Consider the following 26422-nt stretch of genomic DNA (forward strand, 5'->3'; position numbering starts at 1 on the left):
TTTAGTTTTTCTAATATTTAGCAACCACGCTGATTTTCATTAAACAAGATAGAAATAAAATTTAAAAAATATCAATAAAGAATTATCAATTTACAATTTCTTAACAATAATAATAAATCGTTTATATTTTCTCAACTTTTACCTTGAATTTTTCTTCATCTATCTCTATTTCGTCAAAATTCGAGAGTGAATTTACAAATTCTAATTTATCCGACAATACTTCCGCAGAAATATATGCTTGATTGTTAGTAAGTTCTTTGTGGAACGGCGAATTCTCTTCCAATTGGATTGATATTCTGTCCGTTAAATCAAAATCCTTTTCTTTTCGAAGATTCTGAACCCTGTTGATGAACTCTCTTGCAACGCCCTCTGATTTCAACTCATCCGTTAGCGTCAAATCTAATGCCACAGTTATTTTTCCTTCTGTTGCAACTGCCCATCCAGGTAAATCAGTAGTGATAATTTCGACATCTTCAATGTCAATCCAGTGACCTTCAATGTTTAATCCTTCATTTACTTCAAATTCAAAAATTTCTTGTTTGGTTAAAGATGCTAATTTATTTTTGACTATATTCATATCTTTTCCAAGCTTTGCACCAAGTTTTTTGAAATCAGGTTTTATAGATTTTTCAATCATATGATTCGCCTGTTGGACATCCATAGTAGATAATTCTTTTACATTGACTTCTTGTTCAACTAATTTTGCAATACTCAAAACTTTAGCCTCAAAATTTTCATCCATTACTGGAACTAAAATTTTAGAAAGAGGTTGTCTGACTTTAATGTTATGTTTTTTTCGAACAGAAAAAACTAATGATGTTATTGTCTGAGCCAAATGCGTTTTCTCAACCAAATCCTGGTCAATCAAACTTTCATTTACAACTGGGAAGTCTGTGAGGTGAACAGAATTTACCAATTCTTTTCCAGTTACTTTATTAAGGTCTTGGAACAATTGGTCCATAAAAAACGGCGCAATTGGTGCGGAAAGTTTCGCAACAGTTTCCAGACAAGTGTAAAGTGTTTGGTAAGCCGAAATCTTATCATCAGAATAATCGCCTTTCCAGAAACGTCTTCTGCAAAGTCTTACGTACCAATTCGATAAGTTGTCATTTACGAAATTATTAATCGCTCTCGAAGCTTTCGTTGGTTCGTAATCTTCGTAGAAAGATTTCACGTCTTTGATTAATAAATTCAATTCAGACAAAATCCAACGGTCAATTTCCGGACGGTTTTCAATATTGCTTTCCAAATATTTGAAACCGTCAACATTCGCATACAAAGCGAAGAAAGAGTAGGTGTTATAAAGCGTTCCGAAGAATTTTCTTCTCACTTCATCAATACCTTCAATATCAAATTTTAGATTTTCCCAAGGATTCGCATTGGAAATCATATACCAACGTGTCGCATCCGGCCCGTAAACCGAAAGCGTTTCGAATGGGTCAACGGCATTTCCAAGACGTTTGGACATTTTCTGTCCGTTTTTGTCCAAAACCAAACCGTTTGAAACTACATTTTTATAAGCTACAGAATCGAAAACCGTTGTCGCAATCGCGTGCAAAGTGTAGAACCAGCCACGAGTCTGGTCAACACCTTCTGCAATGAAATCTGCCGGGAAAGCTTTGTTGTTATCAACTTGCTCTTTATTCTCAAAAGGATAATGCAATTGCGCATAAGGCATCGCTCCGGAATCGAACCAAACATCAATCAAATCGCTTTCACGCTTCATCGGTTTTCCGGATGCTGAAACCAAAGTAATTTGGTCCACAATATTTTTATGAAGGTCAACTTTTGCATAGTTTTCCTCAGACATATTCCCAATTTCAAAACCTTTGAAAGGATTTTCTTTTTGGAAACCAGCTTTGATGGATTTTTCAATCGCATTGTACAATTCTTCTACAGAACCGATTAATACTTCTTCTTTTTTATCCTCAGTTCTCCAAATCGGCAACGGAATTCCCCAATATCTCGAGCGGGAAAGATTCCAGTCGTTGGCGTTTTTCAACCAATTTCCGAAACGGCCTTCACCAGTAGATTTTGGTTTCCAGTTGATGGTTTCGTTCAAATCGAACATTCTGTCTTTCACATCGGTTACTTTGATAAACCAAGAATCGAGCGGATAATACAACAAAGGCTCATCAGTTCGCCAACTGTGCGGATAACTGTGAACGTATTTTTCAACCTTGAAGGCTTTATTTTCTTTTCTTAATTTTAAGGCAATTCTCTCATCAACAGAAAGATATGCTTTCAAATCAGAAATTATTGATTTTAAATTTTCTTTCTGAATATTGAATTCTGTGCTTTTTTCTTCTTCACTTAGATATTCACCTTTCACATATTCATTCGCAAAACCGTAAGTTTCATCTTTGACAATCGATAAAAATTTACCTTGCATATCAACCAACGGAACCGGATTTCCATTGTCATCCAAAACCAACATTGGCGGAACTTCAGGCGTTGCTTCTTTCGCAACTTTCGCATCATCAGCACCAAAAGTCGGCGCAGTGTGAACGATTCCTGTTCCGTCTTCCGTTGTTACAAAATCTCCGGCAATCACTCTGAAAGCATTTTCCGGATTTTGATAAGGTAAGGCGTAATCTAAAAGTTGCTCGTATTGAATTCCAACCAAATCAGCTCCTTTGAATTCGGCTAAAATCTGGTAAGGAATGGTTTTATTAGTGTGATTTACTTTGTGTTTAATTAATAAATCTATATCTTCTTCAGTGATTCCTGATAAAGATGATGATAAAACTTCGTTTAGATTTCCGGTTCTTTTGCTCGCTCCAGTTATATTGTAAAGTATCTCAAATTGCTCATCAGATAATCTTTTGCCAATAATGAACTCAATCCTTTTTTTTCTTCCGTCAACGTTCAAAATTTCTTCGGAACTAAAATTACTATTGCAATTTTCTGTAAAGAATAATTCAATTTCTGAAGGATTAAATTCGTTTTTTACTTCGAAATACATTTTTCCACCTAATTGTTTCCCAACCAAAGCTTTCGCCAAAACAATATTAATCGGCTCAAAAGTATATTGATTGAAAGTCTTCACCAAAACATAATCGATTTTTGGTCCGATCGTCAAAGCGGTGTTGGAAGGTAAAGTCCAAGGCGTTGTCGTCCAAGCCAAGAAATGTACATCGCCAAAACCTTGTAAAAATGAAGGCAAAGTTTCTGGTAAAGTTTTAAATTGCGCAACAACCGTCGTGTCAGAAACATCACGATACGCGCCCGGTTGATTGACTTCGTGCGAAGACAAGCCTGTTCCTGCTTTCGGAGAATACGGCTGAATTGTGTAACCTTTGTACAGCAAACCTTTGTCATAAATCTGTTTCAAAAGCCACCAAACCGATTCCATATATTTTGGTTTGTAGGTGATGTACGGATTTTCCATATCCACCCAATAGCCAATTTTCTCGGTCATATCGTTCCAAACATCGGTGTAGCGCATCACTACTTCACGACATTTGTTGTTGTAATCTTCAATAGAAATGTAATTAGCAGAATTTTTGTTACCAATATCCTCTTTGGTAATTCCCAATTCTTTCTCAACTCCCAATTCCACAGGAAGTCCGTGCGTATCCCAACCCGCTTTTCTGAAAACCTGTTTTCCGGATTGCGTTTGGAAACGACAGAAAATATCTTTAATCGCTCTCGCCATCACGTGATGAATTCCCGGCATTCCGTTGGCGGAAGGTGGTCCTTCATAAAAAACAAATTCCGGTTGTCCTTCACGGATTTCTACGGATTTTTTGAAAGTTTCATTTTCTTTCCAAAATTCTGCGATATTTTGTGCAGTTTTGGTAAGGTTGAGGTTTTTATATTCGTTAAACTTCTTCATTGTCAGTCGGTTCAAAAGAATTATCCTAATTAATTAAGTTTGCGAATATAAGGATTTTTAGGGATTTATTGATAGATTTTGGAGTTGAAAATTTAACGAAAACTATCTTCTGTTTTAAATGGAAGATAATATTAGTTTTTAATGAAAGATATTTTATAAAATAAGTGAAAGATATTTTTCATTTATAATGGAAGATGTTGTATATTTGTTTAAAATTTTTTATAAAATGTTTTTACAGAGTCAATTAGCAGAAATAATCGATAGTCAGAAAAGTAATTTTCAGACTAAAAAGTTGGGTCAAGAAAGAGAATTATTGAAAGAATTGAAAGTGTATGAAAAATTTGCTTTAATCATCACCGGAATCAGAAGAAGTGGAAAAAGTACGCTGTTGCTACAATTATTAAAAGAAAATTCTCAAAGTTCACTGTATTTAAACTTCGAAGATATACGATTGAGCGGTTTTGAATTGAAAGATTTTCAACGATTAGATGATGAAATAAAAGAGAGAAAACCCGATGTTTTGTTTTTCGATGAAATACAATTAACAGAAAATTGGGAAATGTTTGTCCGCCAAAAAGTGGATGAAGGTTCGAAAGTCGTGATAACTGGTTCGAATGCTACACTTCTCAGCCGAGAATTGGGAACGAAATTGACAGGAAGACATTTGGATTACGAATTATTTCCTTTTTCTTTTTCGGAATTTTTACAATTTATGAATCTTGAAAGTAATGAGAATGCGACCAAAGAATTTATGGAAAAAGGTGGATTTCCAGAATTTCTAAATACGAACAATGGAAAACTGCTCAATACTTTGGTGGAAGATATTTTATACAAAGACATCGCTATTCGCTACGGTTTTCGAGATGTGAATACGCTAAAAAAAATCGCCGTTTATTTGATTTCAAATATTGGTAAATTATTCTCTGCTAATAAGTTGAAAGACGTTTTTGAAATCAAGTCTGCAACGACAATGCTCGAAATTTTCTCTCATTTAGAAAATACTTATCTCATACAATTTCTTCCAAAATTCAGTTATTCATTAAAAACCCAAGTTAGAAATCCTAAAAAAGTTTACGTCATAGATTTGGGTTTGTTTACGCACGCTTCCATTGTTTTCACCGATGAATTGGGAAGGCGTTTGGAAAATATGGTTTACTTGCATCTTAGGCAAAAATATACTGAGCTGTATTATTTTAATGAAAAAAAAGAATGTGATTTCATCGCCATCAATCAAGGAAAACCTGCGGAAATAATACAGGTTTGCTACGATTTGAACCAAGATAATTTGCAACGAGAAATCGCGGGATTGATGGATGCTCTGAATTATTTTAATGAAGAAAAAGGAAAAATAATCACTTTTGATCAAAAAGACCGATTCGAGAAAGACGGAAAAATCATTGAAGTTTTGCCATTTCACGAGTTTGCGAGCTAACTTTTAATTGCTCAAAATTTTAATATTTCTAACTTTGCTTAAAACCCAATATTTTGAATTTTTTACCAGAAATCGAATTCGCCGATTCCCATAAAATAAAAAATTTTCAGGAAGAAAAACTTCGTGAACAATTGTCTTATCTTCAACAGAATTCGCCGTTTTATCAAAAATTATTTATTGACAATAAAATTGATATTAATGAAATCAAAACGCTTGAAGATTTAACGAAAATTCCAACGACTTCCAAGAATGATATTCAGGCGAACAATCAGGATTTTTTCTGCGTTCCTCAAACTGAAATTGTGGATTATAGTACGACTTCCGGAACTTTGGGCGACCCTGTGACTTTCGGATTGTCGGACAGGGATTTGGAAAGATTGGCTTACAACGAAGCGATTTCTTTTGCTTGCGCTGGAATCCAAAAAGGCGATGTTGTGCAGATGATAACAACCATCGATAAAAGATTTATGGCTGGTTTGGCTTATTTTCTTGGACTTCGGAAAATGGGTGCAAGTGTGGTGAGAATGGGACCTGGAATTCCAGAATTGCAATGGGATTCGATTTTCAGATACAAGCCGAAATATCTGATTACCGTTCCGTCTTTCCTTTTGAAAATGATAGATTACGCTGAGAAACACAACATCGATTATAAAAATTCCAGCGTTTACGGCGCAATTTGTATTGGAGAAGGATTAAAAAATCAAGATTTTACAGACAATATTTTATCTCAGAAAATTAAGGAAAGATGGAATATTCAACTGTTTTCAACTTACGCGTCTACGGAAATGAGCACCGCTTTCACGGAATGTGAATTCCAAATTGGCAGTCATCATCATCCGGAATTGATTATTACAGAAATCCTTGACGAAAATGAGAATCCTGTAAAAGAAGGTGAAAGTGGCGAATTGACGATTACGACTTTGGGCGTTGAAGCGATTCCTCTTTTACGATTTAAAACTGGAGATCTTGTAAAAGCACATTATGAACCTTGCAAATGTGGAAGAAATACAATGCGATTAGGTCCTGTTTTAGGAAGAAAACAACAAATGATAAAGTATAAAGGAACGACACTTTATCCACCAGCGATGAATGATATTATGAATGATTTCGGGAATGTTTCCTGTTATCAGATTGTCATCAAATCAGATGAAATCGGTTTAGATGAAATTATCATTAAACTAAGCACAGACAACGAAACGGAAAATTTTGTGGATGATGTACGAGACCATTTCCGAGCAAAACTGAGAGTGAGTCCGAAAATCGAAGTTTTAGATTTTGAAGTGTTATCGAAAAATGTTTTTAATCCAAATAGCCGAAAACCAATTAATTTTATAGATTTACGAAATTAAAATTGACTTAACTAAAACTATGAAAAAACTATTATCAATCATTTTTATCGCCATTGCAACAACAGCTTTTGGGCAGAACCAAATCAATTTTGAGTTCGGGACGTTTGACTTTTTGAAAGACCAAACCGAGGTCAATGTTCAACTGAAATTTGATAACGTCCTATTTCAAGCAGATAATTTCACAGAAGCTCAATATTTGGAAAGAAGGAAAGCTGAAACTTTGGCAAAAAAAAATGCGGGGGCTTGGCAAAAATGGGAAGAAGCTTGGGGCAATTTCAAGAATACGGAATATCTCAATTACTTTTTGAAGGGTCTCAATGGCTGGTCAAAAAAAGTGGCTTTCAAAAAGGATATTAATTCAAAATATACTTTGATTGTTGATACAAAATGGGTTTACGCTGGCTGGCACGCAGGCTTGGTTGCTCAAGAAGGAAAGCTGACTTCGGATTTGATATTTGTGGAGACAGACAATCCTTCGAAAGTTGTGATGAAATTGCAAGGTTCAGAAATTCTCGGTAAGAAAACCAATAAAGACTTTACAATGGAGTATGGTAGAATTGCCGGCGCTTATGAAGTCACTGGCAAGGAACTCGGAAAAGCGATAAGAAAAGTCATTAAATAAAACAAAAACGGTCTGAAAATTCTCAGACCGTTTTTTATTGTTGTTGCATTTTTTCCAATCTAATAAAATCCGCCAAATTCTTCACCGCCGTATCGTGAATCCGCACAAACGTATTTTTTTTATTCCAAACATAACCTGCCAAAACCGCACAAATTTTCCTTTTCACATCGGGATTTTCGGGTTGATGGAAAAATAATTCCTGCAAATTCCCAGTGTACCATTCTTTCACATAAGTTGTGAAAACATTTACGCCATATAAAATATAATCCGAATATTCCTTTTGCCAATCGATGGTTTCTCCGTTCAGTTGTCTTAAGGCTAATTTTGCAGAAAGCATTCCCGATTCCGTTGCGAAAGCCATTCCGGATGAAAAAACGGGGTCGAGAAATTCTGAAGCATTGCCTGTCAAAGCGAATCCGTCTCCGAATAATTTTTTCACGGAGCAAGAATAATCTTTCAAATGTCTCGGTTCAAAAAGAAAATCAACGTCGCCAAAACGTTTTACATAATAATCTGAAAGTGAAATGGCTTTTCTCAAAGCTTCCGTCGTATCACCATTTTCGGATAATTTATCAATATAATCAGTTGGTCCAACAATTCCTAAACTTGTTTTTCCATTTGAAAAAGGAATCACCCAAAGCCAAACTTCGGTTTCAATAATATCGAAAGAAATCAACGTTCCTTCCACGCCTTCTTCACGATTAATATCATCAACGTGGGAAAAAATCGCGGAATGTGGTGATAATTTTGAAGGCTTTTCTAAGTCCAACAATCTCGGCAAAACTCTGCCATAACCGCTAGAATCAATAATGAATTTAGCGTGGATTTCCTTCGTTTCGCCATTTTTATTTTTAACAGTTGTAATTGAATCTGAACCATTGAATTCAACAGAAATCACTTCTGCTTCAAATTCCAAATCAACGCCTTTTCGGATGACTTCATCTGCCAAAACTTTGTCAAAATCCGCTCTGGGAACTTGCCAAGTCCAATCCCAGCCTTCGCCAAATTTGTTGCTGAAATCAAAAATACAAACTTCATCACCTCGCATAAAACGTGCGCCAAGTTTCTTCTCAAAACCTTGACTATCCAACGCTTCGAAAAGTCCAGCTTCGTGAAAATGGTCCATCACTCGCGGAATCAGACTTTCGCCAACAACCAATCGCGGAAACTTGGTTTTTTCCACCACTTTCACTTTTGCGCCGTTGTTATGGAGATACGCAGAAGACACACAACCCGAAGGTCCAGCTCCAATCACGAGGACATCTACAAATTCTTTCATTATTTCTGATATTCTATCTATATTTGCGTCACAAAATTAATCACAAAAAATTGATTTCGAATCAGTTTTCTCCTTTTTTTAAATAATGATAGATGGTATTAACGGCTAACCTCAAATTAGAGGATTTTTATAAAATTATTTTCGATAACGAAACGCTTGAATTGAGCGAAACACTTTTGTCGAAAGTAGAAAATGGTTTCAATTTTTTAGAAGAATTTTCCAAAGATAAAGTCATTTATGGCGTGAACACTGGTTTCGGGCCAATGGCGCAATACAGAATCAGCGAAGAAAATAGAAATCAGCTTCAATATAATTTGATAAGAAGTCACTCTTCAGGCGTTGGAAATCCATTGTCGCCTCAATCTGCAAAAGCGGTAATGTTGGCGAGATTGAACACGTTAAGTTTAGGAAAATCTGGTATTCATCCTTCCGTTATTTTTTTACTTAAAGAATTGATTAACAAAGATGTTACACCGTTGATTTTCGAACACGGTGGCGTTGGCGCAAGTGGTGATTTGGTTCAGTTGGCACATTTGGCTTTGGTCTTGATTGGTGAAGGCGAAGTTTTCTATAAAAATGAAAGAAGAAATGCTAAAGATGTTTTTGCTGAATTAAATCTTGAACCCATAAAAGTTCACATCCGCGAAGGTTTGGGATTGATGAACGGAACTTCCACAATGACGGGAATTGGGATTATTAATGCTTACAATTCCAGGAAATTGGTAGACATTTCTTTGAAACTTTCTTGTGCAATCAACGAAATTGTTAAAGCTTATGACGACCATTTTTCGGAAGCTTTAAATTCCACAAAAAGACACGAAGGCCAACAAAAAATTGCTTCCAGAATGCGCGAAAGTCTTTCTGATAGCAAATTAATCAGAAAAAGAGAAGACCATCTTTATAATAAGGAAAACAAAGAGGAAATCTTCAAAGATAAAGTTCAAGAATATTATTCATTACGTTGTGTTCCGCAGATTTTGGGACCGGTTTTGGATACTTTGGAGTTCACGGAAAAAATATTGGAAGATGAGATTAATTCTGCCAACGACAATCCTATTATCATTCCCGAAGACCAACACGTTTACCACGGCGGAAACTTCCACGGCGATTATATTTCTCTGGAAATGGACAAGCTGAAAATCGTTATCACAAAACTGACAATGCTTGCAGAAAGACAATTGAATTATCTTCTGAATGCAAAAATCAACGAGATTTTCCCACCATTTGTCAATCTCGGAAAATTAGGATTGAATTTCGGAATGCAAGGCGTTCAATTCACCGCAACTTCAACAACTGCTGAAAGCCAAATGTTGTCGAATCCGATGTATGTTCACAGTATTCCGAATAATAATGATAATCAGGATATTGTGAGTATGGGAACCAATTCTGCGGTGATTTGTAGCAAAGTTATTGCAAATGCTTTTGAAGTTTTGGCGATTGAATTGATCACCATCGTTCAAGCAATTGAGTTTTTGGAATGTCAGAACGAAATTTCATCAAATACGAAAAAATTATACGATGAAGTTCGGGCAATTGTTCCAGCTTTCAAAGAAGATTTGATAATGTATCCATTCGTAGAAAAGGTGAAAGAATATTTGAAGAATTAATTTCAAATCATTCGCTTCAAATTTTTGAAAATCTAAAAAATGAAATCTATGAAATGCGCCATCATAACAGGAGGTTCCAGAGGAATTGGCAGAGCCATTTGCCTGAAACTTGCCGAAGAAAATAACTATCATCTTCTCATTAATTATACATCCAACGAAGCTTCAGCCAACGAAACTTTGGAGAAAGTCAAAGCATTGGGAGCAACTGGAGAAATCCTGAAATTTGATGTTTCGGATGCGGAAGAAACAACCAATGTTTTGACCGATTGGCAAGATAAAAATCCAGACGCCATCGTAGAAGTCATCATCAATAACGCTGGAATTACCAGAGACGGACTTTTTATGTGGATGAAGCACGAAGATTGGAACAATGTTATCAACACCAGTTTGAACGGATTTTTCAACGTGACCAATTTTTTCATTCAGAAATTATTGAGAAACAAATACGGCAGAATCATCAATATGGTTTCCGTTTCCGGTGCAAAAGGAACTGCGGGGCAAACCAATTATTCCGCCGCAAAAGCTGGTGTCATTGGTGCAACAAAAGCATTGGCTCAAGAAATTGCAAAACGAAATATCACCGTAAACGCAGTCGCTCCAGGATTTATAAAAACTGATATGACTGCAGATTTTGATGAAGCAGAATTAAAAGCAATGATTCCCGCAAACCGATTTGGTGAAGCCGAAGAAGTGGCAGATTTGGTTGCATTCTTAGCATCAAAAAAATCATCCTACATCACTGGCGAAGTCATCAATATCAACGGCGGAATTTATTCATAATTAATGTAACAATATACCAACGTATCAATTTACCAATTTCAAAAAATTGTTACATTGCTAAACTGATACATTGTTAAATTATATAAAATGGAAAACAGAGTTGTCATCACCGGAATCGGCATTTATTCCTGCATCGGCACTTCTTTGGAAGAAGTCAAAAACTCTTTGTACGAAGGTAAATCAGGAATTATTCTCGATAATGAAAGAAAAGAATTTGGCTACAGATCTGGATTGACAGGCTTTGTTCCGAAACCCGATTTGAAAAACTTGCTCAGTCGCCGACAAAGAATTTCGATGGGCGAAGAAAGCGAATATGCTTATATGGCAACCATCGACGCTTTAAAATACTCCGGAATTTCCCAAGAATTTATAGACGAAAATGAAGTCGGAATTTTGTACGGAAACGATAGTGTTTCTCAGGCCGTTGTAGAAGCCATCGATATTGTTCGTGAAAAAAAGGACACACAATTGATGGGTTCCGGAGCCATTTTCAAATCGATGAATTCTACCGTGACGATGAATCTCGCAACGATTTTCAAACTTCGTGGCATCAATATGACGATTAGCGCAGCCTGTGCAAGTGGTTCACATTCTTTAGGATTAGGATATTTGATGATAAAAAATGGTTTGCAAGACACTGTAATATGTGGCGGAGCGCAAGAAACCAACAAATTTTCAATGGCAAGTTTCGACGGATTAGGCGTTTTTTCAGCTCGTGAGGATGAACCAACAAAAGCTTCCCGACCATTTGATCAAGGCAGAGACGGATTGATTCCAAGTGGAGGAGGAGCGACTTTAATTTTAGAAAGCTACGAATCTGCAGTCAAAAGAGGTGCGCCAATTATTGCGGAAGTTCTCGGTTACGGATTTTCTTCCAACGGCGGACATATTTCTACGCCTAATATCGATGGACCTGCTATTGCAATGGAAAGAGCTTTAAAAATGTCTGGCTTAAAACCTGAAGATATCAATTATATCAATGCTCACGCGACTTCCACACCAATCGGTGATGCGAATGAAGCACAGGCAATCCATAAAATATTCGGAAACGAAATTCCCGTAAGTTCCACAAAATCAATGACTGGACACGAGTGTTGGATGGCTGGCGCAAGCGAAGTCATCTATTCGATTTTGATGATGCAAAACGATTTCGTGGCACCAAACATCAATCTGGAAAATCCGGACGACGATGCTAAAAAGATAAATCTCATCACTGAAACAAAAAATCAAAAAATTGACGTATTTTTGTCGAATTCTTTCGGATTTGGAGGAACCAATTCTGCATTAATTGTCAAAAAATTTGTTTAAAAACACTATGGATAGAGATAAAATTGTTGCGATTGTTGATAATTTTCTTGTCAACGAGTTCGAAGTTGATCGCGATGATATTGTAAATGATGCTAATTTCAAAACGACCTTAGGTTTGGATAGCCTGGATTATATCGATATGGTCGTGATTATTGAGTCTAATTTCGGTGTGAAATTAGGCGAGGCAGATTTCAAGCAAATGGTCACCTTCGATGATTTTTACGATGCAATTGAAAATAAGATTGCCGAAAAAACCGCATAATTATTACAGCATTTTTAGTCTAATGTCTAGCATCTAAAGTCTAACATCTGAACTATGAACAAGTGGAAAGGCAAATCCAAAGGAACGATATTAGGCTACCGGATTTTCGTCTGGTGCATCAAGAATATCGGAATCCGAAGTTCATATTTTGTCCTCTATTTCGTTGCGACTTACTACTTTATTTTCGAGAATAAAAGCAACCAGTACATTTCTTATTATTTTAAAAACAGACTGAATTTCAGTACTTTGAAAACTAAATTGTCCGTTTTCAAAAGCTACTTCGTCTTCGGTAAAGTTCTGATTGACAAAACTGCCATTTCCGTCGGATTAAGAAATCGATTCACTTACGAATTCGACGGTATTGAAAATCTCAAAAACCTTCTCGCCGAGAAAAAAGGTGGCGTTCTTATCAGCGCACACATCGGAAATTTCGAAATTGCCGAACACTTTTTTGCCGACATCGACTTTGATTGTCAAATCAATTTAGTCACAACAGACCAGGAAGTTACGGCCATCAGGGAATATATGGAAAGCATTTCCGTCAAAAAAAGCAATATCAAATTCATCTACGTCAAAGACGATATGTCTCATATTTTTGAGATTAATGAAGCATTGTCCAAAAACGAACTCATTTGTTTCACAGGTGATCGATATTTCGAAGGCTCCAAATTTCTGGAAGCTGACTTACTCGGAAAAACCGCAAAATTTCCTGCTGGACCTTTTCTCATCGCCTCCAGATTGCGGGTTCCCGTGGTTTACGTTTACGTGATGAAGGAAAAGAATCTCCATTATCATCTTTACGCAAGAATCGCTCAAAACATCAAAAACCGAGACTCACAAGGCTTGCTCAACTCCTACGTCCAAAATTTGGAATCGATGCTCAAAAAATATCCACTTCAATGGTTCAATTACTTCGACTTTTGGGATGATATTGATTGATTTTCAATATATTTATGGCAGCTTAATCCGTCTTCCGCTCCCAATCTTTTTGCCATCGCTTTTCCAGCCACAAAAAAGGATTTCCGCTCAAGCCGGGTTGCAGATTCGGTATAAAATCAAAAGTCAACATCAATAGTAAGTTTTCTTTCCTAACAGATAAATTCATAGAAAATACTTTAAATCTAACATCTAAAGTCTAACATCTCACTTCTAAAAAATTGAAAAAACAATACGACATACTCGTTATCGGAAGCGGAATTGGAGGGCTTGTTTCGGCCTTGATTTTGGCGAAGGAAGGACTGAAAGTGTGCGTGTTAGAAAAGAATAACCAATACGGCGGAAACCTCCAGACATTTTCCCGTGACAAACTTATTTTCGATACAGGCGTTCATTATCTGGGTGGACTGTCAGAAGGTCAGAATCTCCATCAATATTTCAAATATCTCGGCATCGTCCAAGATTTGAATCTCGAAAAAATGGACGAAATCGGATTCGACAAAATCACTTTTGAAAACGACGAAATCGAATATCCGCATTCCCAAGGCTACGACAATTTTGTAAATCAATCATCAAAAATTTTCCCAAACGAGCGAGAGAATTTAATTAGTTATGTTAATGGAATTCAAGACGTTTGCAACCAATTTCCAAGATACAATCTGGTAGGTGAAGGAAAATATAATGAAGATATTCTTTACATTAATGCCAAGGATTTTATAGAATCAATCACATCTAATAAGAAATTGCAAAAGGTTTTAGCGGGCTCCAATTTTCTTTACGCAGGTTCGGATAAAACGCCTCTGTACGTTCACGCTCTGACCGTCAATTCCTACATTCAAAGTGCTTATAAATGTACAAACGGCGGAAGTCAAATCTCAAAATTATTGATTAAACAATTGAGGAATTACGGCGCAGAAATCTACAAACATTCCGAAGTTTCAGAAATGATTTTTGATGAAGAACAAATTTTGAAATCAGTAAAAACTAAAAACGGAAAAGAATATTTTGCTAACAAATTCATTTCGAATATTGAAATTAAAACAACTTTGGATTTAATTGGAAAAGAATATTTCAAAAAGTCTTTCACCAAGAGAATCGATGAATTGGAGCCAATCAGTTCGTGTTTTAGCGTTTACATTGTATTGAAACCGAAGACTTTGAAACATTTCAATTTCAATTATTACCATTACAAGAACGAAGAAAATATTTGGAATCAGTCCTATTATTCGGAGGAAAACTGGCCGGAATCCTATATGCTTTCGGCTACAGTTTCCAAGCAAAATTCAAAGTTCGCAGAAAGTTTGACCATTCTGACTTATATGAATTACGATGAGGTGAAACAATGGGAAAACACTTTCAACACGGTTGCAGAGGAACACGAACGAGGAAAAACTTACGAAGATTTCAAAAGTGAAAAAGCTGAAAAGTTAATTTCAGAAATTGAAAAGAAATTCCCAGAATTGCGCTCTCAAATTAAAGCTGTTCACACTTCTTCGCCACTTTCTTATCGCGATTATATCGGCGGTTTCAAAGGAAATATGTATGGCTATACCAAAGATTCTTCCAATCCGATGAAAACGATTTTTTCGCCAAAAACAAAAGTCAGCAATCTTTTTCTGACAGGTCAAAGCGTGAATATGCACGGGATTTTGGGCTGTACGATTGGCGCGTTCAACACTTGCTCGGAGATTTTGGGAAAGGAATTGATTGACGAAAGATTGACTCAAGTTTTAAATCAAACCAATGAAAAATAGAATTTTACTTTATCTGTTTTTTGTTTTAAATGTCATTTCTTGTGGCGTTTCAAAGTCCATCCATCACGTTCCGGAAATCAGTCAATATTCTCTTGAAATTCCGAAAGTTGAAAAAGTAAATGACTCGACTTTTAGCTTCAAACAAAATTATCTGACCAAAAATAAACAGCAACTTTGGGAACTTTACATCCAAGGAAATCCTTTGCAGTTGGGTTATAACAATGGCGCGTTGACTCAAAGTTTGATGCAGAATCAGGAAGCTATTTTCTTTTCGAAGGTGGAAGGTTTTGTGCCTTCAAAATTCAAACAGAAATTGTTGAATGGCTTTTTGAAATGGTACAACCGGAAAATGTATTTGAATGTTCGTGAAGATTATCAAACCGAAATCTATGGTTTATCCCAATATTCATCGGGCAAATATAACTTTATCGCGCCAAAATATCTTCGAAGTTTGTACTTGCACGGCGCGCACGATATTGGGCACGCAATGCAGGATTTGGCGATGGTTGGCTGTTCTTCACTCGCGGTTTGGAATGAGAATACAGAAGACGGCAATTTGCTGATTGGAAGAAATTTCGATTTTTATGTCGGCGATGATTTTGCCAAAAACAAGTTGGTGGAATTTGTAGAACCAGAAAACGGAATTCCTTATATGTCCGTCAGTTGGCCGGGAATGATTGGCGTGGTTTCGGGAATGAATAACGAAGGAATCACGGTTACCATCAACGCTGGAAAGTCCAAAATTCCGATGACCGCAAAAACACCGATTTCCCTTGTGACTAGAGAAATTTTACAATTTGCTAAAAATATTGATGAAGCGATTGCGATTGCAAAAAAGCGAAAAGTTTTTGTTTCTGAATCTATTTTGGTTGGAAGTGCGAATGATAAAAATGCTGTGATTATCGAGGTTTCGCCTGATAATTTCGGGGTTTTTAAAGTGAAAAATTCGAGTCAATTGGTTTGCACGAATCATTTTCAGTCTGAGGCTTACAAGGATGACGAGCGAAATCAGAAGCAAATTGCGGAAAGTCATTCGGAATATCGTTATGAAAAACTTCAGGAATTATTGAATGAAAACCCAAAGTTGAATCCTGAAAAAATGGCTTCGATTCTAAGAGATAAATCTGGTTTGAAAGGAACGCAAATCGGTTATGGAAATGAGAAAGTTTTGAACCAACTTTTGGCGCATCACGCTGTGATTTTTTCGCCGGAGAAACGATTGGTTTGGGTGTCGTCAAATCCTTATCAATTGGGCGAATTTGTCTGTTATGATTTGAACAAAATCTTTTCTGATGAGCGATTAAAAACAGGGGAATTTGCGACTTCAAATTTGAACATTGCAAAAGATTCTTTTGTGGATTCTGAAGAATTTGAGAATTACGAAGAATTTAAAAAATTGAGTTCTCAGTTTGATGAAAATAAAATTTTGTCTGATGAATTAATCAATCATTATCAAGCTTTAAATCCGGATTTTTGGCTGGTGTATTATCAGGCTGGGAAATATTATTTTAATCAAAAAGATTATCGGAAGGCGAAAATTGAATTTGAAAAAGCTTTGACGAAGGAGATTACAACAGTTCCTGATAAAGAGGATGTTGAGAAATATTTGAAGAAGACGTTGAAAAAGTTGAAATAACGATAAATCGTCAAATGAATGGAAAGCGTTAAACTCTGCGAAGCGCAACCCGACTTGAACGGAGCTCATTTTTTGTGGCTGGAAAAGCTTAGGCAAAAATAGCGGGAGTGGAAGGCGGATAAGTTGCCCAAATGATTCTAACCGTTTTCAGGATTGACTTTATTAAGAAAAAGATAAAAACCAACGCCCAAAATTGTGGAAACCGAAGTTGCCAAAATCAGACTGCCGATAATGTATTGAAACAGGTGATTTTTGACCAGTTCGAAGTTGATTTCGTGATTCAGAAAATTGGTTTCTCCATCCACAAAAGGCGCACCAATAAATAGAGAACCCGCAATAATAAACGGAATGAACGGCGGAAAGCTGATGTTGGAAGAGACAAATGCCAGCACTTTGTTGAGCTTGAAAATCACGGCCAAAGATATCGTCAAAGCCGTCTGAAAACCCCAAACCGGCGACAGTCCAATGAACGCGCCCAAAGCAATGGAAAATGCCTTGGTGCGGTTGCTTCCGTCGCTTTCCAAAACATCTTCTTTGATAAATCTCTTGAAACTTTTCTTCCGAAAATTATGAATGAAATTTCTAGGCTTGATGTAAGCTAAAGTGATGATAACCAGAATCGTATTGAGAATGCTGATTCTCGTAAAATCTTTGAACGGCCTGAAGTGGGAAACCCTTTCTGCAGGATCGTACAGCACTTTTATCGGGACATTTTTGACCGGAACATTTTTCCACGCAGTTCGTACGATTATCTCGATTTCGAACTCGAATTTCGGGGTGAAATATTTCTTCGGAATTTTGTTAAGCGGATAAAGTCTGTAGCCAGATTGCGTGTCCTGAAGCTTGATTCCAGTCTCGAACCAAAACCAGAAGTTGGAAAAATTGTTCCCAAAACTGCTTTTTTTCGGAATGCCATCTTGCGACATATTTCGGTTTCCGATGAGCAAAACGTCTTCATTCTCTGCAAGCAAAGCTTCTACAAAAACGGGAATATCATCAGGATAATGTTGACCGTCAGAATCTATAGTGATGGCGAAATCAAATCCAAGTTCCAAAGCTTTTCTAAAACCGATTTTCAATGCATTTCCTTTTCCTTTGTTTTCTGGCAAATGGATTTTGGAAATTTGAGCGTAATTTTTAAGAATTTCTGAAGTGGAATCTGTGGAACCATCATTTACAACAATGATATTTTGAGTGTATTCCAAAACACCATCAATAACTCTTTTTAAAGTCTTTTCGTTGTTAAAAGTTGGGATTAAAATGCAGATTTTCTTCTCAGAGATTGCATTCTGAACTTCGTGAAATTCCATTTATTTGAATGACGCTTTTTCGGAAGCTGTCATCGTTTTGGATTGCCCAGCGAATTGTTTGATGTAGCTTTTCAGGTCAGCGTTTTGTTTGCTGTAGTTGTTGATGAGAAAGGTTTTGTCTTCTTTCAGATTCTTGTTGTAGTCCACGATTTTTGGCAGATTTTCCTGAACGCTCATTCTAATGATACGTAATTCTGCGTTGTTTGGATTGCTCGCAATGAGGCTTTCCAAGGTAGTTGCGCCCGATTTTATAAAGGATTTTCTTTTATTTTTCTCTGTCGTAACTTTTGCTTCCAATATTTTAGAAGCTGATTTGTATGCAGAAATTACTGGGTCTGATGATGATTTTTTCTCAGCGATTGCGATGAAATTCTTAGCATTTTCGTTAGATGAGTTTGCTTTGGAATAGCTGTTTCTCAAAGATTCCAAATCCGATTGGAAGAATGAGAAGAACGTGAACATCAAAGTGAACATCAATTTCATAACCTTAGATTTTGGTGTAATTAACTGACAGTTTCAATGCAATTGTTTCGCCAAAACTGGTCGTGTTCTTTACTTTCAGTTCGCCATCTTTTTCGGTGATGTCCAATTGCAAAACCAAATCCGGCGTTTCAAAAGGATTGATAATCGCCATAAACTTTACGTTGGAAGCGGATTTCAAAAACAATTTTGAAGCGGTGAAATTTTCAGTTAAGTCTTTCACAATCTGCATCATACAAACACCTGGCGTCACTGGGTTTCCAGGGAAATGTCCTTGGAAAATTTCGTGGTCGGGACTCAGTTTGATATTAGCAATATAACTTCCGCTCTCAGTTTTTTCCTGAGATTCTAAAGTGTAGAAATTTGTAAGAATAGTCTGCATAAAACTTATTTAAATGTGTAATAAACGCCCAGTTGGAAAAGGATGTTGGTGTGATCTTCACTCGTCGTTTTGATTTGGGAAACCAACCCTTTTTTGAATCTGGCTTCGATTCCGAATTGGTTTGTAATGTCATATCCAGCGCCCAGCAAAATCCCCAAATCTGTATTGTTTTTCACATAAGGGTCGAAGTTTTTGTCGGCGATTAAATAATCTATACTCAAGCCGGCTTGCAAATTAAATTTCTGTAAAAAAAACTTATTCACCGCTTGGATGGATAGATAAGAAAGCTCCGATTTCTGTTCCCACGTGCTGGTTTTCATTATCGTTCCTTGTCTGGAATAGTTGATTTCTGGTTGCAAAGCATATACTTTTGAAAATCGGATGGTCCCAAAAACACCGATGTAAAAATCTGTAATATAACTCGTTTGAACTCTCTCTTCGTTTTCCCAAAGTTCCGTCGATTCAAACATATCATAGAAACCGCCGTCCGTTTCTGTGAACTTTGCAAAGTTGGCTCCAGCACGAATCCCGGGCGTGAAAGTCACTTGTGCCAATGCAAAATTGGACAGAATCAGAAAGAATAAAAAGAAATTTTTTTTCATAGCTCGATTAGTCGGTTTCGGTGATTTGAAATAGTTTGATGTTAATCTTAAAATCTTTGTGTTCCAGATTAATCATCTCTGCAAAAGTAGGTTTTTTAGCTTCAAAACTGAAATTGATTTTCTCCCGATTTTTCTTTGTGTAAACAATTTTTGTCAGCAGAGAATTTTCTTTATCAAAAAACAGATAATAATTTTTTTTATCCATTTTTGATAAGAAAATATTTGATTTAGAATCCTCAAAACTTTCATTCACCGAAAAATTTCGTTTTAATAATTCCTGAAAATCATTTTTCAGAAAATTAATGACCATTTTTTTATCTAAATCTGCCAGAACGTAATTAAGTTTGAAATCATTTTCAGAAATTTCAAAATCAATCATTTTATTCCCGAAATCTGAGGTCATCACAACTCTGTGAGTGGTTTCTGAGATTTTTTTGATGATAAGAATTCCGCTGATATCATTGCCATAAACTTCCATTTGGCTTTTATAGACATAATCTTCGTTCGATGAAAAATACAAATTTTCAACTTCTTTTTTGGAGTTTGAAATAGATTTTACATCCTTTATCTCAAATGTTTTACACGATATAAAACTCAGAAAAATAAGACTACAAAGAAAACTCAGAAGCAGGAATCGGCGCATTGATTTTGGTGTTTTTGAAAACAATATTCGTCGTGTCGCCCGAGGCTTCCGTCATATTAACTTGCGAAACAGTCGATTCGTTTTTGGGAAATTGTAGTTCTATTTGCTTAATGTATTTCAGCAATTGAGTTGATTTTGGGATAAACTTCGCGATATTTGAAGTTCCATTTTTAAAATAAGCAACAGAAAATTCTGGGTCGCTGAACATTTTTCCGTTTGAACTTCCGACAATCAGTTTGTTTATTTTTTCAAAAGTTTTACTCTTCGCATCGACAGTGGATTTTTTCCCTTGGTCATTGATGAAAATTTTATTGTCTTTAAAAATAATGCTGTATTGATAAGGTTTCGTGTATTTCCAACTCAAAGTATTTGGCGATTTCAAAGACATTTTACCTTGTGTGACAATATTTTTATCTAAAAAATCCATTTTTTTGGTCTGAATGAAATCGCTTTGTAAGGTTTTAATTTCCTTCGTTTCGGCAGAGATTTTTGCGACAAATGCTTTTGATTCCGCGCTCGTCATTGCTGTATTTTGGGCAAATAATAAATTTGAAATTAATAAAAGTGCTACGAAAGCTATATTTTTAATCATTATTTTTTAGAATTAATCATTGAATCAATCGTGAAAGTCGAATACTTTTCACGCTCCAAAAATAACAATAATTCGACCAAAACATTGTAAGTTTTCTCCGAAGTGTCGTGAAGGAGAATAATGCTACCTTTTTTTAAATTTTTTGTTACTTTTTTCAAAATTTTCTTTTCATCTTGAATAACAGTATCAAGCGAACGAACATTCCAGCCGATGCTTTTTTTCGCGGTTTTCTTGATGGCTTTTGCAATATTCGGATTGGTGACGCCAAATGGAGGACGGTATAAATCAGTTTTAAAACTGCCAATTTTCAACATTACTTCATCACATTTTTTAATTTCCTCAATCATTTTTGAAGTTGACAAGAATCCGGTTTTATTTGAATGAGAATAAGTATGATTTCCAACTGAATGACCTTCTGCGATGATTCTTTGGAAAGTCTCAGGATATTTTTCAATCTGTTTTCCGATGCAGAAAAAGGTGGCTTTAATGTTATATTCTTTTAATAAATCCAGAAATTTCGGAGTACACTCAGTCGGTCCGTCATCGAAAGTCAAAGCGATTTCTTTGATTTTTGTCTTTTTATTAATGATAGAATCAACAAAATACCCAAACTGAATATCAAACGAACCCCAAACTACAACCGCAGAAAAAACGAAAAACCATATCAAACAAAGCCAAAAACTTACCTGGAAAATATAAAAGATAATATTCGAAATGAGATAAAACAGGACGAATAAATAATGTTTCATTTTAACAGATTTAATTAAGGTTGGCTTGAAACATCGATTAATATTTATTTTAACGAAGATACATATTTACGAATTATTCTAAAACTTAAAATATTTTCATATTTAAGCGTTAGATGAAAATGGTACGATTTTCAAAGTCTTATAAGATTAAAATGCTTAGACATAATTCCTATTCTTTTATAAATTTTTTGTTGATTATTTCTCCAGATTTTGTAGTTGCAGAAAAAATATAAGTTCCTTTCGTAAGTTTTGACACATTGATTGATTTTCCAGAACTTGACATTTGTTCAATTATTTTTCCAGATGAATCTGTGATTTTAAAGTCAGTAATTTCCTCAGAAAAGTTTAGAATGTCTTTTACCGGATTTGGGAAAGTTGTGAAAGATTTTGATGAAAATTCTTTAGTGCCCAAAGCAGGACCATTTATTGTATATGAAACTGCATCTGATTCTATATTTCCTTCGTAAACTGCTTTTACATTAACAATAAACGCGTGTGTGAGAAAATCACAACCATCATTAATTCCCGAACGTGAGTCACATCCTAAAGAGGTGTTAGTTTGAAATCTGTACAATTCATTTCCACGATAGATATTATATCCAATTAAGTCATTATGAGGAGTTGCAGGTGGAGCCCAAGATAGAGAGAAAATATTGTTGTAGGGAAATATGTGTGTATGATACCACGCTAAATTTTGAACAGGATTGTTTTGCCCAAATCCTAAATTATAAATTAGGATTGCAAAGATAAAAAGGAAATGTTTTTTCATAGGTTTTAGTTTAATTAATTCAAATATAGTGATTTAAGTGAATTTATTTATTTTTTGATTAATACTTTTTCTCCAAAATATTTATTTCTTACAGTCGGAAAAACTAACTAACATTTGTTAGTTAAATAAAAATTCGTAAGTTTGTTTAAATCACATTCATAATTCAAATTTTGAATTAATTAACTGAATGTCAAATGTTTAAATATGGAGATGACCAAAAGACATTTTTTAAACAAAGAAATTTCTCTGACTGACTTACTCAAATCAGCCTATCGTTTGATGTTTACGGCAAAAACTTTGACCGATTTGTACGAGCAGGAAAAAAAGATAACTTCGAAGTACGTTCACGCCACTTCCCGCGGACACGAGGCGATTCAGCTCGCTTTGGGAATGCAGTTGTTGCCGCAGGATTTCGTGAGTCCTTATTATAGAGACGATTCAATTTTACTTGGAATCGGAATCACGCCTTACGAATTGATGCTTCAACTTTTAGCAAAACGCGACGACCCATTTTCTGGCGGAAGAACATATTATTCACATCCAAGTTTAAGACGTGACGATTTCCCGAAAATCATCCACCAAAGTTCGGGAACAGGAATGCAAGCTATTCCAACCACCGGAATTGCAATGGGAATGAAGTACAAAGAAGAAATCGGAATCGCCGGAAATCTCGATGACAAACCAATCGCAGTCTGCTCACTCGGCGACGCAAGTTGCACAGAAGGCGAAGTTTCCGAAGCTTTCCAAATGGCAGCTTTGAAACAATTGCCAATTCTTTATTTAGTTCAGGACAACGAATGGGACATTTCTGCCAGTGCAGACGAAATCCGAGCGCAGGATATCACACAATATATGCAAGGTTTCAACGGCATCGAAACCAAAACCATCGACGGAACAGATTTTATCAAATCTTACGAAACCGTCAAAGAATGCATCAAAATCATTCGTGAAGAACGCCGTCCAATGCTGATTCACGCTAAAGTTCCTTTGCTTAATCACCATACTTCTGGTGTGAGAAAAGAATGGTACCGAGATGATTTGGAAGAATGTGCGAAAAATGACCCATTAATCAAATTGCGACATCAACTTTCAGAATTCAGCGTAGAAGATTCTGAAGTTGAAACCATAGAAAAAGAAGTTGCAGAACTCGTAAGAACCGATTTTGAAAACGCCATTTTAGCAGAAGACCCAAAACCGGAGGACGCTTACAAACACGATTTTGCACCAACGCCAATCACCGAAGAAAAAGGCGAACGTTCCCCAAGCGGAAAAATCCCAACTGTAATGGTGGATTGCGCGCTTTTTGCCATCCGAGAATTGATGACGAAACATCCGGAAGCCTTATTATACGGACAAGATGTCGGTTTAAGATTAGGCGGCGTTTTCCGTGAAGCGATTACGTTGGCAGCACAATTTGGGGAGAAAAGGGTTTTCAATACACCTATTCAGGAAGCGTTTATCGTTGGTTCAACAGTCGGAATGAGCGCAGTTGGACTGAAACCAATTGTCGAAGTTCAATTCGCCGATTACATTTGGCCAGGCTTGAATCAATTATTTACCGAAGTTTCCAGAAGTTATTATTTGTCTAATGGAAAATGGCCGATTTCTATGATTCTCCGCGTTCCGATTGGCGCTTACGGAAGTGGCGGACCTTATCACTCAAGTTCTGTGGAAAGTGTTTTGACGAATATCAAAGGCATCAAAATCGCTTATCCTTCAACAGGTGCAGATTTAAAAGGTTTGATGAAAGCCGCTTTCTACGACCCAAATCCTGTTGTAATGTTGGAACACAAAGGATTGTATTGGTCAAAAATCGAAGGCACAGAAAATGCAAAAACCATTGAGCCAGATGAAGATTATATCATTCCATTTGGGAAAGCAAGAGAAGTTTTGCTTTGTGAAAATCGCCAAGACAAACCAACTTTGACCATCATCACTTACGGAATGGGCGTTTATTGGGCTTCGAACGCAGCGAAAGAATTTGACAATCAAATCGAAATCATTGATTTAAGAACGCTCGCGCCTTTAGATGAAAACCGAGTTTTCGAAAGTGTGAAAAAACACAACCGTTGCATCGTTTTGACGGAAGAACCTGTCAATAATAGCTTTGCGCAAAGTCTCGCAGCGAGAATCAGTGACAATTGTTTCAGAAATCTCGACGCTCCGGTAAAAGTAGTTGGAGCAAAAGATTTGCCTGCAATTCCTATCAATTCCGAATTGGAAAAGGAAATGTTGCCGAACACACAGAAATTAATTAAAGAAATAGAACAATTATTAAAGTATTAGAATTTCATCAAAGTTACTCCCTTTAGGGCTGGGGAAATAACTTTGATGAAATTGCACTTTGCGTAAAAATATGGAAACAGAAACAATTCCAAACAAAATAAAAATCAATAAAAAAGAACTGATTTTATCCGAAGCCGCAATGCTTTTCAAAGAGAAAGGTTTCGGCGGAACCAGTATGCGCGACCTTGCTGAAAAAGTAGGAATGGAAGCTGCAAGTATGTACAATCACATCAAATCCAAAGACGAAATTCTCGAATTGATTTGTTTCAAAATTGCCAACCAATATATTTCTCAATTACAGGAAATTGAAAATACAAACCAGACTTTTCAGGAAAAACTGAACGCCATCATCGGACTTCACGTTCAACTGATTATCGAAGATTCTGCCTCGGTTTCTGTTGCGAATAACGATTGGAAATATTTATCTAATGAAAAAAAGGAACAATATAAAGAAACCAGAAAATCCTATGAAAAAAGCTTTGCCAACATCATAGAACAAGGAATGCAAAACGGCGAATTCAAAAAAATGAATGTTTCCGTTGCGCTTTTCACAATGTTATCTTCTTTAAGGTGGATTGAACTTTGGTACAAACCAAGCCGCGAAATCACACCACAGGAACTGGAAGATGATTTGAAAACATTATTAATGAAAGGTTTAAATAATTAGAATTAAAAGTCATTGTACTTTTTACATCATACATTTTACAAATAAAAATGTCAACAACATTTCACCCTTTAACCGTCAAAAAAGTTAAGAAAGAAACGCAGGATTGTGTTTCCGTAAGTTTTGATGTGCCTGTAGAATTGGCAGAACAATTCAAATTCACACAAGGCCAATACCTGACTTTCCGACAAATCAATGGCAACGAGGAACTTCGTCGGTCGTATTCAATCTGTGCAAGTCCGCACGAAAACGAATTGAAAGTCGCTGTGAAAAAAGTTCCCGAAGGTCTCTTCTCTTCTTTTATGAATGAAAATCTGAAAGAAGGCGACGTCTTGGAAGTAATGCCTCCAATGGGAAAATTCTACACAGAACTGAATCCCGAGAACAAAAAAACCTATGTTGCTTTTGCTGCAGGAAGTGGAATCACACCAATTATTTCCATCATCAAGTCAGTTTTGAAAAACGAGCCTCAAAGCCAGTTCATTCTGATTTACGGAAACAAAAACAAATCGACCATCATCTTCAAAGAAGAAATCGAAGCTTTGAAAAACCGATTTATGGAACGTCTCAGCATTTATCACATTCTCAGTCGCGAAGTTGCAGATGCAGATTTGCTAAGCGGAAGAATCAATTCCGACAAGGCAGAATCTTTTATTAAGAATATAATTCCGGCAGAGAAAATCGATGAGGTTTTCCTTTGCGGACCGGAAGAAATGATTCTGAGTGTGAGAGATACTTTAATCCAATCTGGTGTTGAAGTTAAGAAAATTCATTTCGAATTATTCTTCAGCGCAGCTTCCGCCGAAAAGAAAAAAGAGCACGAATCCGCAATCAATCAATCGGATGATGTATTTAGCAAAGTCACCGTCAAGTTGGACGCAACCGCTTTAAAATTAGATTTAGCTTACCACGGACCAACAATCTTGGACGCCGCATTGCAAAACGGAGCCGACTTGCCTTACGCTTGCAAAGGTGGTGTTTGCGCCACTTGCAAATGCAAACTGGAAAAAGGCGAAGTCGTGATGGACATCAATTATTCCTTGGAACCAGACGAGATTGCCGCAGGATTTATCCTGTCTTGCCAAGCGCATCCGAGGTCGGAGGAAGTGGTTGTGAATTTTGATATTAAATAAAATTGTATT

Annotated in this window: 24 protein-coding genes; 13 read left to right on the top strand and 11 right to left on the bottom strand. The window is 36.2% G+C overall.

Features of this window, described 5'->3' with window-relative positions; all coding sequences use genetic code 11:
- Positions 1–121: 121 nt before the first annotated feature.
- On the bottom strand, positions 122–3838 hold the full coding sequence (gene ileS / locus B0I22_RS11785; RefSeq protein WP_133945049.1) for an isoleucine--tRNA ligase: 3717 nt from the start codon (positions 3836–3838) through the stop codon (positions 122–124).
- A gap of 226 nt (positions 3839–4064) precedes the next feature.
- Here ileS and B0I22_RS11790 point away from each other — a divergent pair, with 226 nt between their 5' ends.
- The 3 genes from B0I22_RS11790 to B0I22_RS11800 are packed head-to-tail and all read left to right on the top strand — an operon-like array spanning position 4065 to position 7241.
- A complete protein-coding gene (locus tag B0I22_RS11790; protein WP_133945051.1) occupies positions 4065–5270 on the top strand; it encodes an ATP-binding protein in 1206 nt (401 codons plus the stop codon).
- Positions 5271–5323: 53 nt separating this feature from the next.
- Positions 5324–6619: a flexirubin biosynthesis putative acyl-CoA ligase FlxY gene (flxY, locus tag B0I22_RS11795; RefSeq protein ID WP_133945053.1), complete on the top strand. Its 1296-nt coding sequence runs from the start codon at positions 5324–5326 to the stop codon at positions 6617–6619.
- A gap of 19 nt (positions 6620–6638) precedes the next feature.
- Positions 6639–7241: a hypothetical protein gene (locus B0I22_RS11800; RefSeq protein WP_133945055.1), complete on the top strand. Its 603-nt coding sequence runs from the start codon at positions 6639–6641 to the stop codon at positions 7239–7241.
- Positions 7242–7275: 34 nt separating this feature from the next.
- Here the strand turns inward: B0I22_RS11800 and B0I22_RS11805 are convergent, their stop codons facing one another.
- Complete coding sequence (locus B0I22_RS11805) at positions 7276–8523, bottom strand: NAD(P)/FAD-dependent oxidoreductase (RefSeq protein ID WP_133945057.1); 1248 nt, start codon at positions 8521–8523, stop codon at positions 7276–7278.
- A gap of 89 nt (positions 8524–8612) precedes the next feature.
- On the opposite strand from B0I22_RS11805, the gene flxA reads away from it, so the two are divergent.
- From flxA to B0I22_RS11830, 5 genes are all read left to right on the top strand, one after another.
- Positions 8613–10127 (top strand): flexirubin biosynthesis tyrosine ammonia-lyase FlxA, encoded by a 1515-nt coding sequence (gene flxA / locus B0I22_RS11810; protein WP_133945059.1) that lies wholly within the window; start codon positions 8613–8615, stop codon positions 10125–10127.
- A 48-nt stretch (positions 10128–10175) separates the two neighbouring features.
- Entirely contained in the window at positions 10176–10907 is a 732-nt protein-coding gene (gene flxB / locus B0I22_RS11815; RefSeq protein WP_133945197.1) for a flexirubin biosynthesis SDR family reductase FlxB, read from the top strand.
- An 87-nt stretch (positions 10908–10994) separates the two neighbouring features.
- Entirely contained in the window at positions 10995–12215 is a 1221-nt protein-coding gene (locus tag B0I22_RS11820) for a beta-ketoacyl-[acyl-carrier-protein] synthase family protein (RefSeq protein WP_133945061.1), read from the top strand.
- Between the two features lie 7 nt (positions 12216–12222).
- On the top strand, positions 12223–12477 hold the full coding sequence (locus B0I22_RS11825; protein ID WP_133945063.1) for an acyl carrier protein: 255 nt from the start codon (positions 12223–12225) through the stop codon (positions 12475–12477).
- A 54-nt stretch (positions 12478–12531) separates the two neighbouring features.
- Positions 12532–13416, top strand: coding sequence for a lysophospholipid acyltransferase family protein (locus B0I22_RS11830; protein WP_133945064.1), 885 nt, complete (start codon positions 12532–12534; stop codon positions 13414–13416).
- Positions 13417–13438: 22 nt separating this feature from the next.
- On the opposite strand, the gene B0I22_RS16155 is transcribed toward B0I22_RS11830, so the two are convergent.
- On the bottom strand, positions 13439–13582 hold the full coding sequence (locus B0I22_RS16155; RefSeq protein ID WP_166668227.1) for a hypothetical protein: 144 nt from the start codon (positions 13580–13582) through the stop codon (positions 13439–13441).
- A 52-nt stretch (positions 13583–13634) separates the two neighbouring features.
- Between B0I22_RS16155 and B0I22_RS11835 the strand changes: the two genes are divergently transcribed.
- Together B0I22_RS11835 and B0I22_RS11840 are read left to right on the top strand one after the other, a co-directional pair.
- Positions 13635–15167, top strand: coding sequence for a phytoene desaturase family protein (locus B0I22_RS11835; protein ID WP_133945066.1), 1533 nt, complete (start codon positions 13635–13637; stop codon positions 15165–15167).
- Positions 15157–16803 carry a C45 family autoproteolytic acyltransferase/hydrolase gene (locus tag B0I22_RS11840; protein ID WP_133945068.1) on the top strand — a complete coding sequence of 549 codons (1647 nt, stop codon included), beginning with the start codon at positions 15157–15159 and terminating at the stop codon, positions 16801–16803. Before B0I22_RS11835 ends, B0I22_RS11840 begins: the two co-directional genes overlap by 11 nt.
- A 137-nt stretch (positions 16804–16940) precedes the next feature.
- Here the strand turns inward: B0I22_RS11840 and B0I22_RS11845 are convergent, their stop codons facing one another.
- The 8 genes from B0I22_RS11845 to B0I22_RS11880 all read right to left on the bottom strand — a co-directional run bounded on the left by B0I22_RS11845 (position 16941) and on the right by B0I22_RS11880 (position 22330).
- Positions 16941–18113, bottom strand: a complete 1173-nt coding sequence (locus tag B0I22_RS11845) for a DUF2062 domain-containing protein (RefSeq protein WP_133945070.1) — start codon at positions 18111–18113, stop codon at positions 16941–16943.
- Positions 18114–18596 carry a hypothetical protein gene (locus B0I22_RS11850; protein ID WP_133945072.1) on the bottom strand — a complete coding sequence of 161 codons (483 nt, stop codon included), beginning with the start codon at positions 18594–18596 and terminating at the stop codon, positions 18114–18116. It abuts the gene before it with no gap.
- Between the two features lie 4 nt (positions 18597–18600).
- Positions 18601–18975 carry an ApeI family dehydratase gene (locus tag B0I22_RS11855; RefSeq protein ID WP_133945074.1) on the bottom strand — a complete coding sequence of 125 codons (375 nt, stop codon included), beginning with the start codon at positions 18973–18975 and terminating at the stop codon, positions 18601–18603.
- Positions 18976–18980: 5 nt separating this feature from the next.
- Positions 18981–19577 carry an outer membrane beta-barrel protein gene (locus B0I22_RS11860; RefSeq protein ID WP_133945076.1) on the bottom strand — a complete coding sequence of 199 codons (597 nt, stop codon included), beginning with the start codon at positions 19575–19577 and terminating at the stop codon, positions 18981–18983.
- 7 nt (positions 19578–19584) lie between these two features.
- On the bottom strand, positions 19585–20220 hold the full coding sequence (gene lolB2 / locus B0I22_RS11865) for a flexirubin biosynthesis protein LolB2 (protein WP_133945078.1): 636 nt from the start codon (positions 20218–20220) through the stop codon (positions 19585–19587).
- Positions 20186–20812, bottom strand: a complete 627-nt coding sequence (gene lolA2, locus B0I22_RS11870; protein WP_133945080.1) for a flexirubin biosynthesis/transport protein LolA2 — start codon at positions 20810–20812, stop codon at positions 20186–20188. The genes lolB2 and lolA2 overlap by 35 nt, the downstream gene beginning before the upstream one ends.
- Complete coding sequence (locus B0I22_RS11875; RefSeq protein ID WP_133945082.1) at positions 20812–21561, bottom strand: polysaccharide deacetylase family protein; 750 nt, start codon at positions 21559–21561, stop codon at positions 20812–20814. The genes lolA2 and B0I22_RS11875 overlap by 1 nt, the downstream gene beginning before the upstream one ends.
- A 169-nt stretch (positions 21562–21730) precedes the next feature.
- Positions 21731–22330, bottom strand: coding sequence for a T9SS type A sorting domain-containing protein (locus tag B0I22_RS11880; protein WP_133945084.1), 600 nt, complete (start codon positions 22328–22330; stop codon positions 21731–21733).
- A gap of 279 nt (positions 22331–22609) precedes the next feature.
- Between B0I22_RS11880 and B0I22_RS11885 the strand changes: the two genes are divergently transcribed.
- From B0I22_RS11885 to paaE, 3 genes are all read left to right on the top strand, one after another.
- Complete coding sequence (locus tag B0I22_RS11885) at positions 22610–24616, top strand: alpha-ketoacid dehydrogenase subunit alpha/beta (RefSeq protein ID WP_246022217.1); 2007 nt, start codon at positions 22610–22612, stop codon at positions 24614–24616.
- Positions 24617–24686: 70 nt separating this feature from the next.
- The gene (locus B0I22_RS11890; RefSeq protein WP_133945087.1) at positions 24687–25283 is read left to right on the top strand and encodes a TetR/AcrR family transcriptional regulator; all 597 of its coding nucleotides are present in this window, start codon (positions 24687–24689) and stop codon (positions 25281–25283) included.
- A gap of 47 nt (positions 25284–25330) precedes the next feature.
- A complete protein-coding gene (paaE, locus tag B0I22_RS11895; protein ID WP_133945089.1) occupies positions 25331–26413 on the top strand; it encodes a 1,2-phenylacetyl-CoA epoxidase subunit PaaE in 1083 nt (360 codons plus the stop codon).
- Positions 26414–26422 lie beyond the last annotated feature (9 nt).

Origin of the sequence: Epilithonimonas xixisoli, assembly GCF_004365655.1 — a bacterium.
Classification (GTDB): Bacteria; Bacteroidota; Bacteroidia; order Flavobacteriales; family Weeksellaceae; genus Epilithonimonas; species Epilithonimonas xixisoli.

Excerpts from the sequence above, each read along its gene's own strand:
- ileS (WP_133945049.1), bottom strand. The coding sequence starts at position 3,838 with ATGAAGAAGTTTAACGAATATAAAAACCTCAACCTTACCAAAACTGCA.
- B0I22_RS11790 (WP_133945051.1), top strand. The coding sequence starts at position 4,065 with ATGTTTTTACAGAGTCAATTAGCAGAAATAATCGATAGTCAGAAAAGT.
- B0I22_RS11800 (WP_133945055.1), top strand. The coding sequence starts at position 6,639 with ATGAAAAAACTATTATCAATCATTTTTATCGCCATTGCAACAACAGCT.
- flxA (WP_133945059.1), top strand. The coding sequence starts at position 8,613 with ATGGTATTAACGGCTAACCTCAAATTAGAGGATTTTTATAAAATTATT.
- flxB (WP_133945197.1), top strand. The coding sequence starts at position 10,176 with ATGAAATGCGCCATCATAACAGGAGGTTCCAGAGGAATTGGCAGAGCC.
- B0I22_RS11820 (WP_133945061.1), top strand. The coding sequence starts at position 10,995 with ATGGAAAACAGAGTTGTCATCACCGGAATCGGCATTTATTCCTGCATC.
- B0I22_RS11825 (WP_133945063.1), top strand. The coding sequence starts at position 12,223 with ATGGATAGAGATAAAATTGTTGCGATTGTTGATAATTTTCTTGTCAAC.
- B0I22_RS11830 (WP_133945064.1), top strand. The coding sequence starts at position 12,532 with ATGAACAAGTGGAAAGGCAAATCCAAAGGAACGATATTAGGCTACCGG.
- B0I22_RS16155 (WP_166668227.1), bottom strand. The coding sequence starts at position 13,582 with ATGAATTTATCTGTTAGGAAAGAAAACTTACTATTGATGTTGACTTTT.
- B0I22_RS11840 (WP_133945068.1), top strand. The coding sequence starts at position 15,157 with ATGAAAAATAGAATTTTACTTTATCTGTTTTTTGTTTTAAATGTCATT.
- B0I22_RS11845 (WP_133945070.1), bottom strand. The coding sequence starts at position 18,113 with ATGGAATTTCACGAAGTTCAGAATGCAATCTCTGAGAAGAAAATCTGC.
- B0I22_RS11850 (WP_133945072.1), bottom strand. The coding sequence starts at position 18,596 with ATGAAATTGATGTTCACTTTGATGTTCACGTTCTTCTCATTCTTCCAA.
- B0I22_RS11855 (WP_133945074.1), bottom strand. The coding sequence starts at position 18,975 with ATGCAGACTATTCTTACAAATTTCTACACTTTAGAATCTCAGGAAAAA.
- B0I22_RS11860 (WP_133945076.1), bottom strand. The coding sequence starts at position 19,577 with ATGAAAAAAAATTTCTTTTTATTCTTTCTGATTCTGTCCAATTTTGCA.
- lolB2 (WP_133945078.1), bottom strand. The coding sequence starts at position 20,220 with ATGCGCCGATTCCTGCTTCTGAGTTTTCTTTGTAGTCTTATTTTTCTG.
- lolA2 (WP_133945080.1), bottom strand. The coding sequence starts at position 20,812 with ATGATTAAAAATATAGCTTTCGTAGCACTTTTATTAATTTCAAATTTA.
- B0I22_RS11875 (WP_133945082.1), bottom strand. The coding sequence starts at position 21,561 with ATGAAACATTATTTATTCGTCCTGTTTTATCTCATTTCGAATATTATC.
- B0I22_RS11880 (WP_133945084.1), bottom strand. The coding sequence starts at position 22,330 with ATGAAAAAACATTTCCTTTTTATCTTTGCAATCCTAATTTATAATTTA.
- B0I22_RS11885 (WP_246022217.1), top strand. The coding sequence starts at position 22,610 with ATGTTTACGGCAAAAACTTTGACCGATTTGTACGAGCAGGAAAAAAAG.
- B0I22_RS11890 (WP_133945087.1), top strand. The coding sequence starts at position 24,687 with ATGGAAACAGAAACAATTCCAAACAAAATAAAAATCAATAAAAAAGAA.
- paaE (WP_133945089.1), top strand. The coding sequence starts at position 25,331 with ATGTCAACAACATTTCACCCTTTAACCGTCAAAAAAGTTAAGAAAGAA.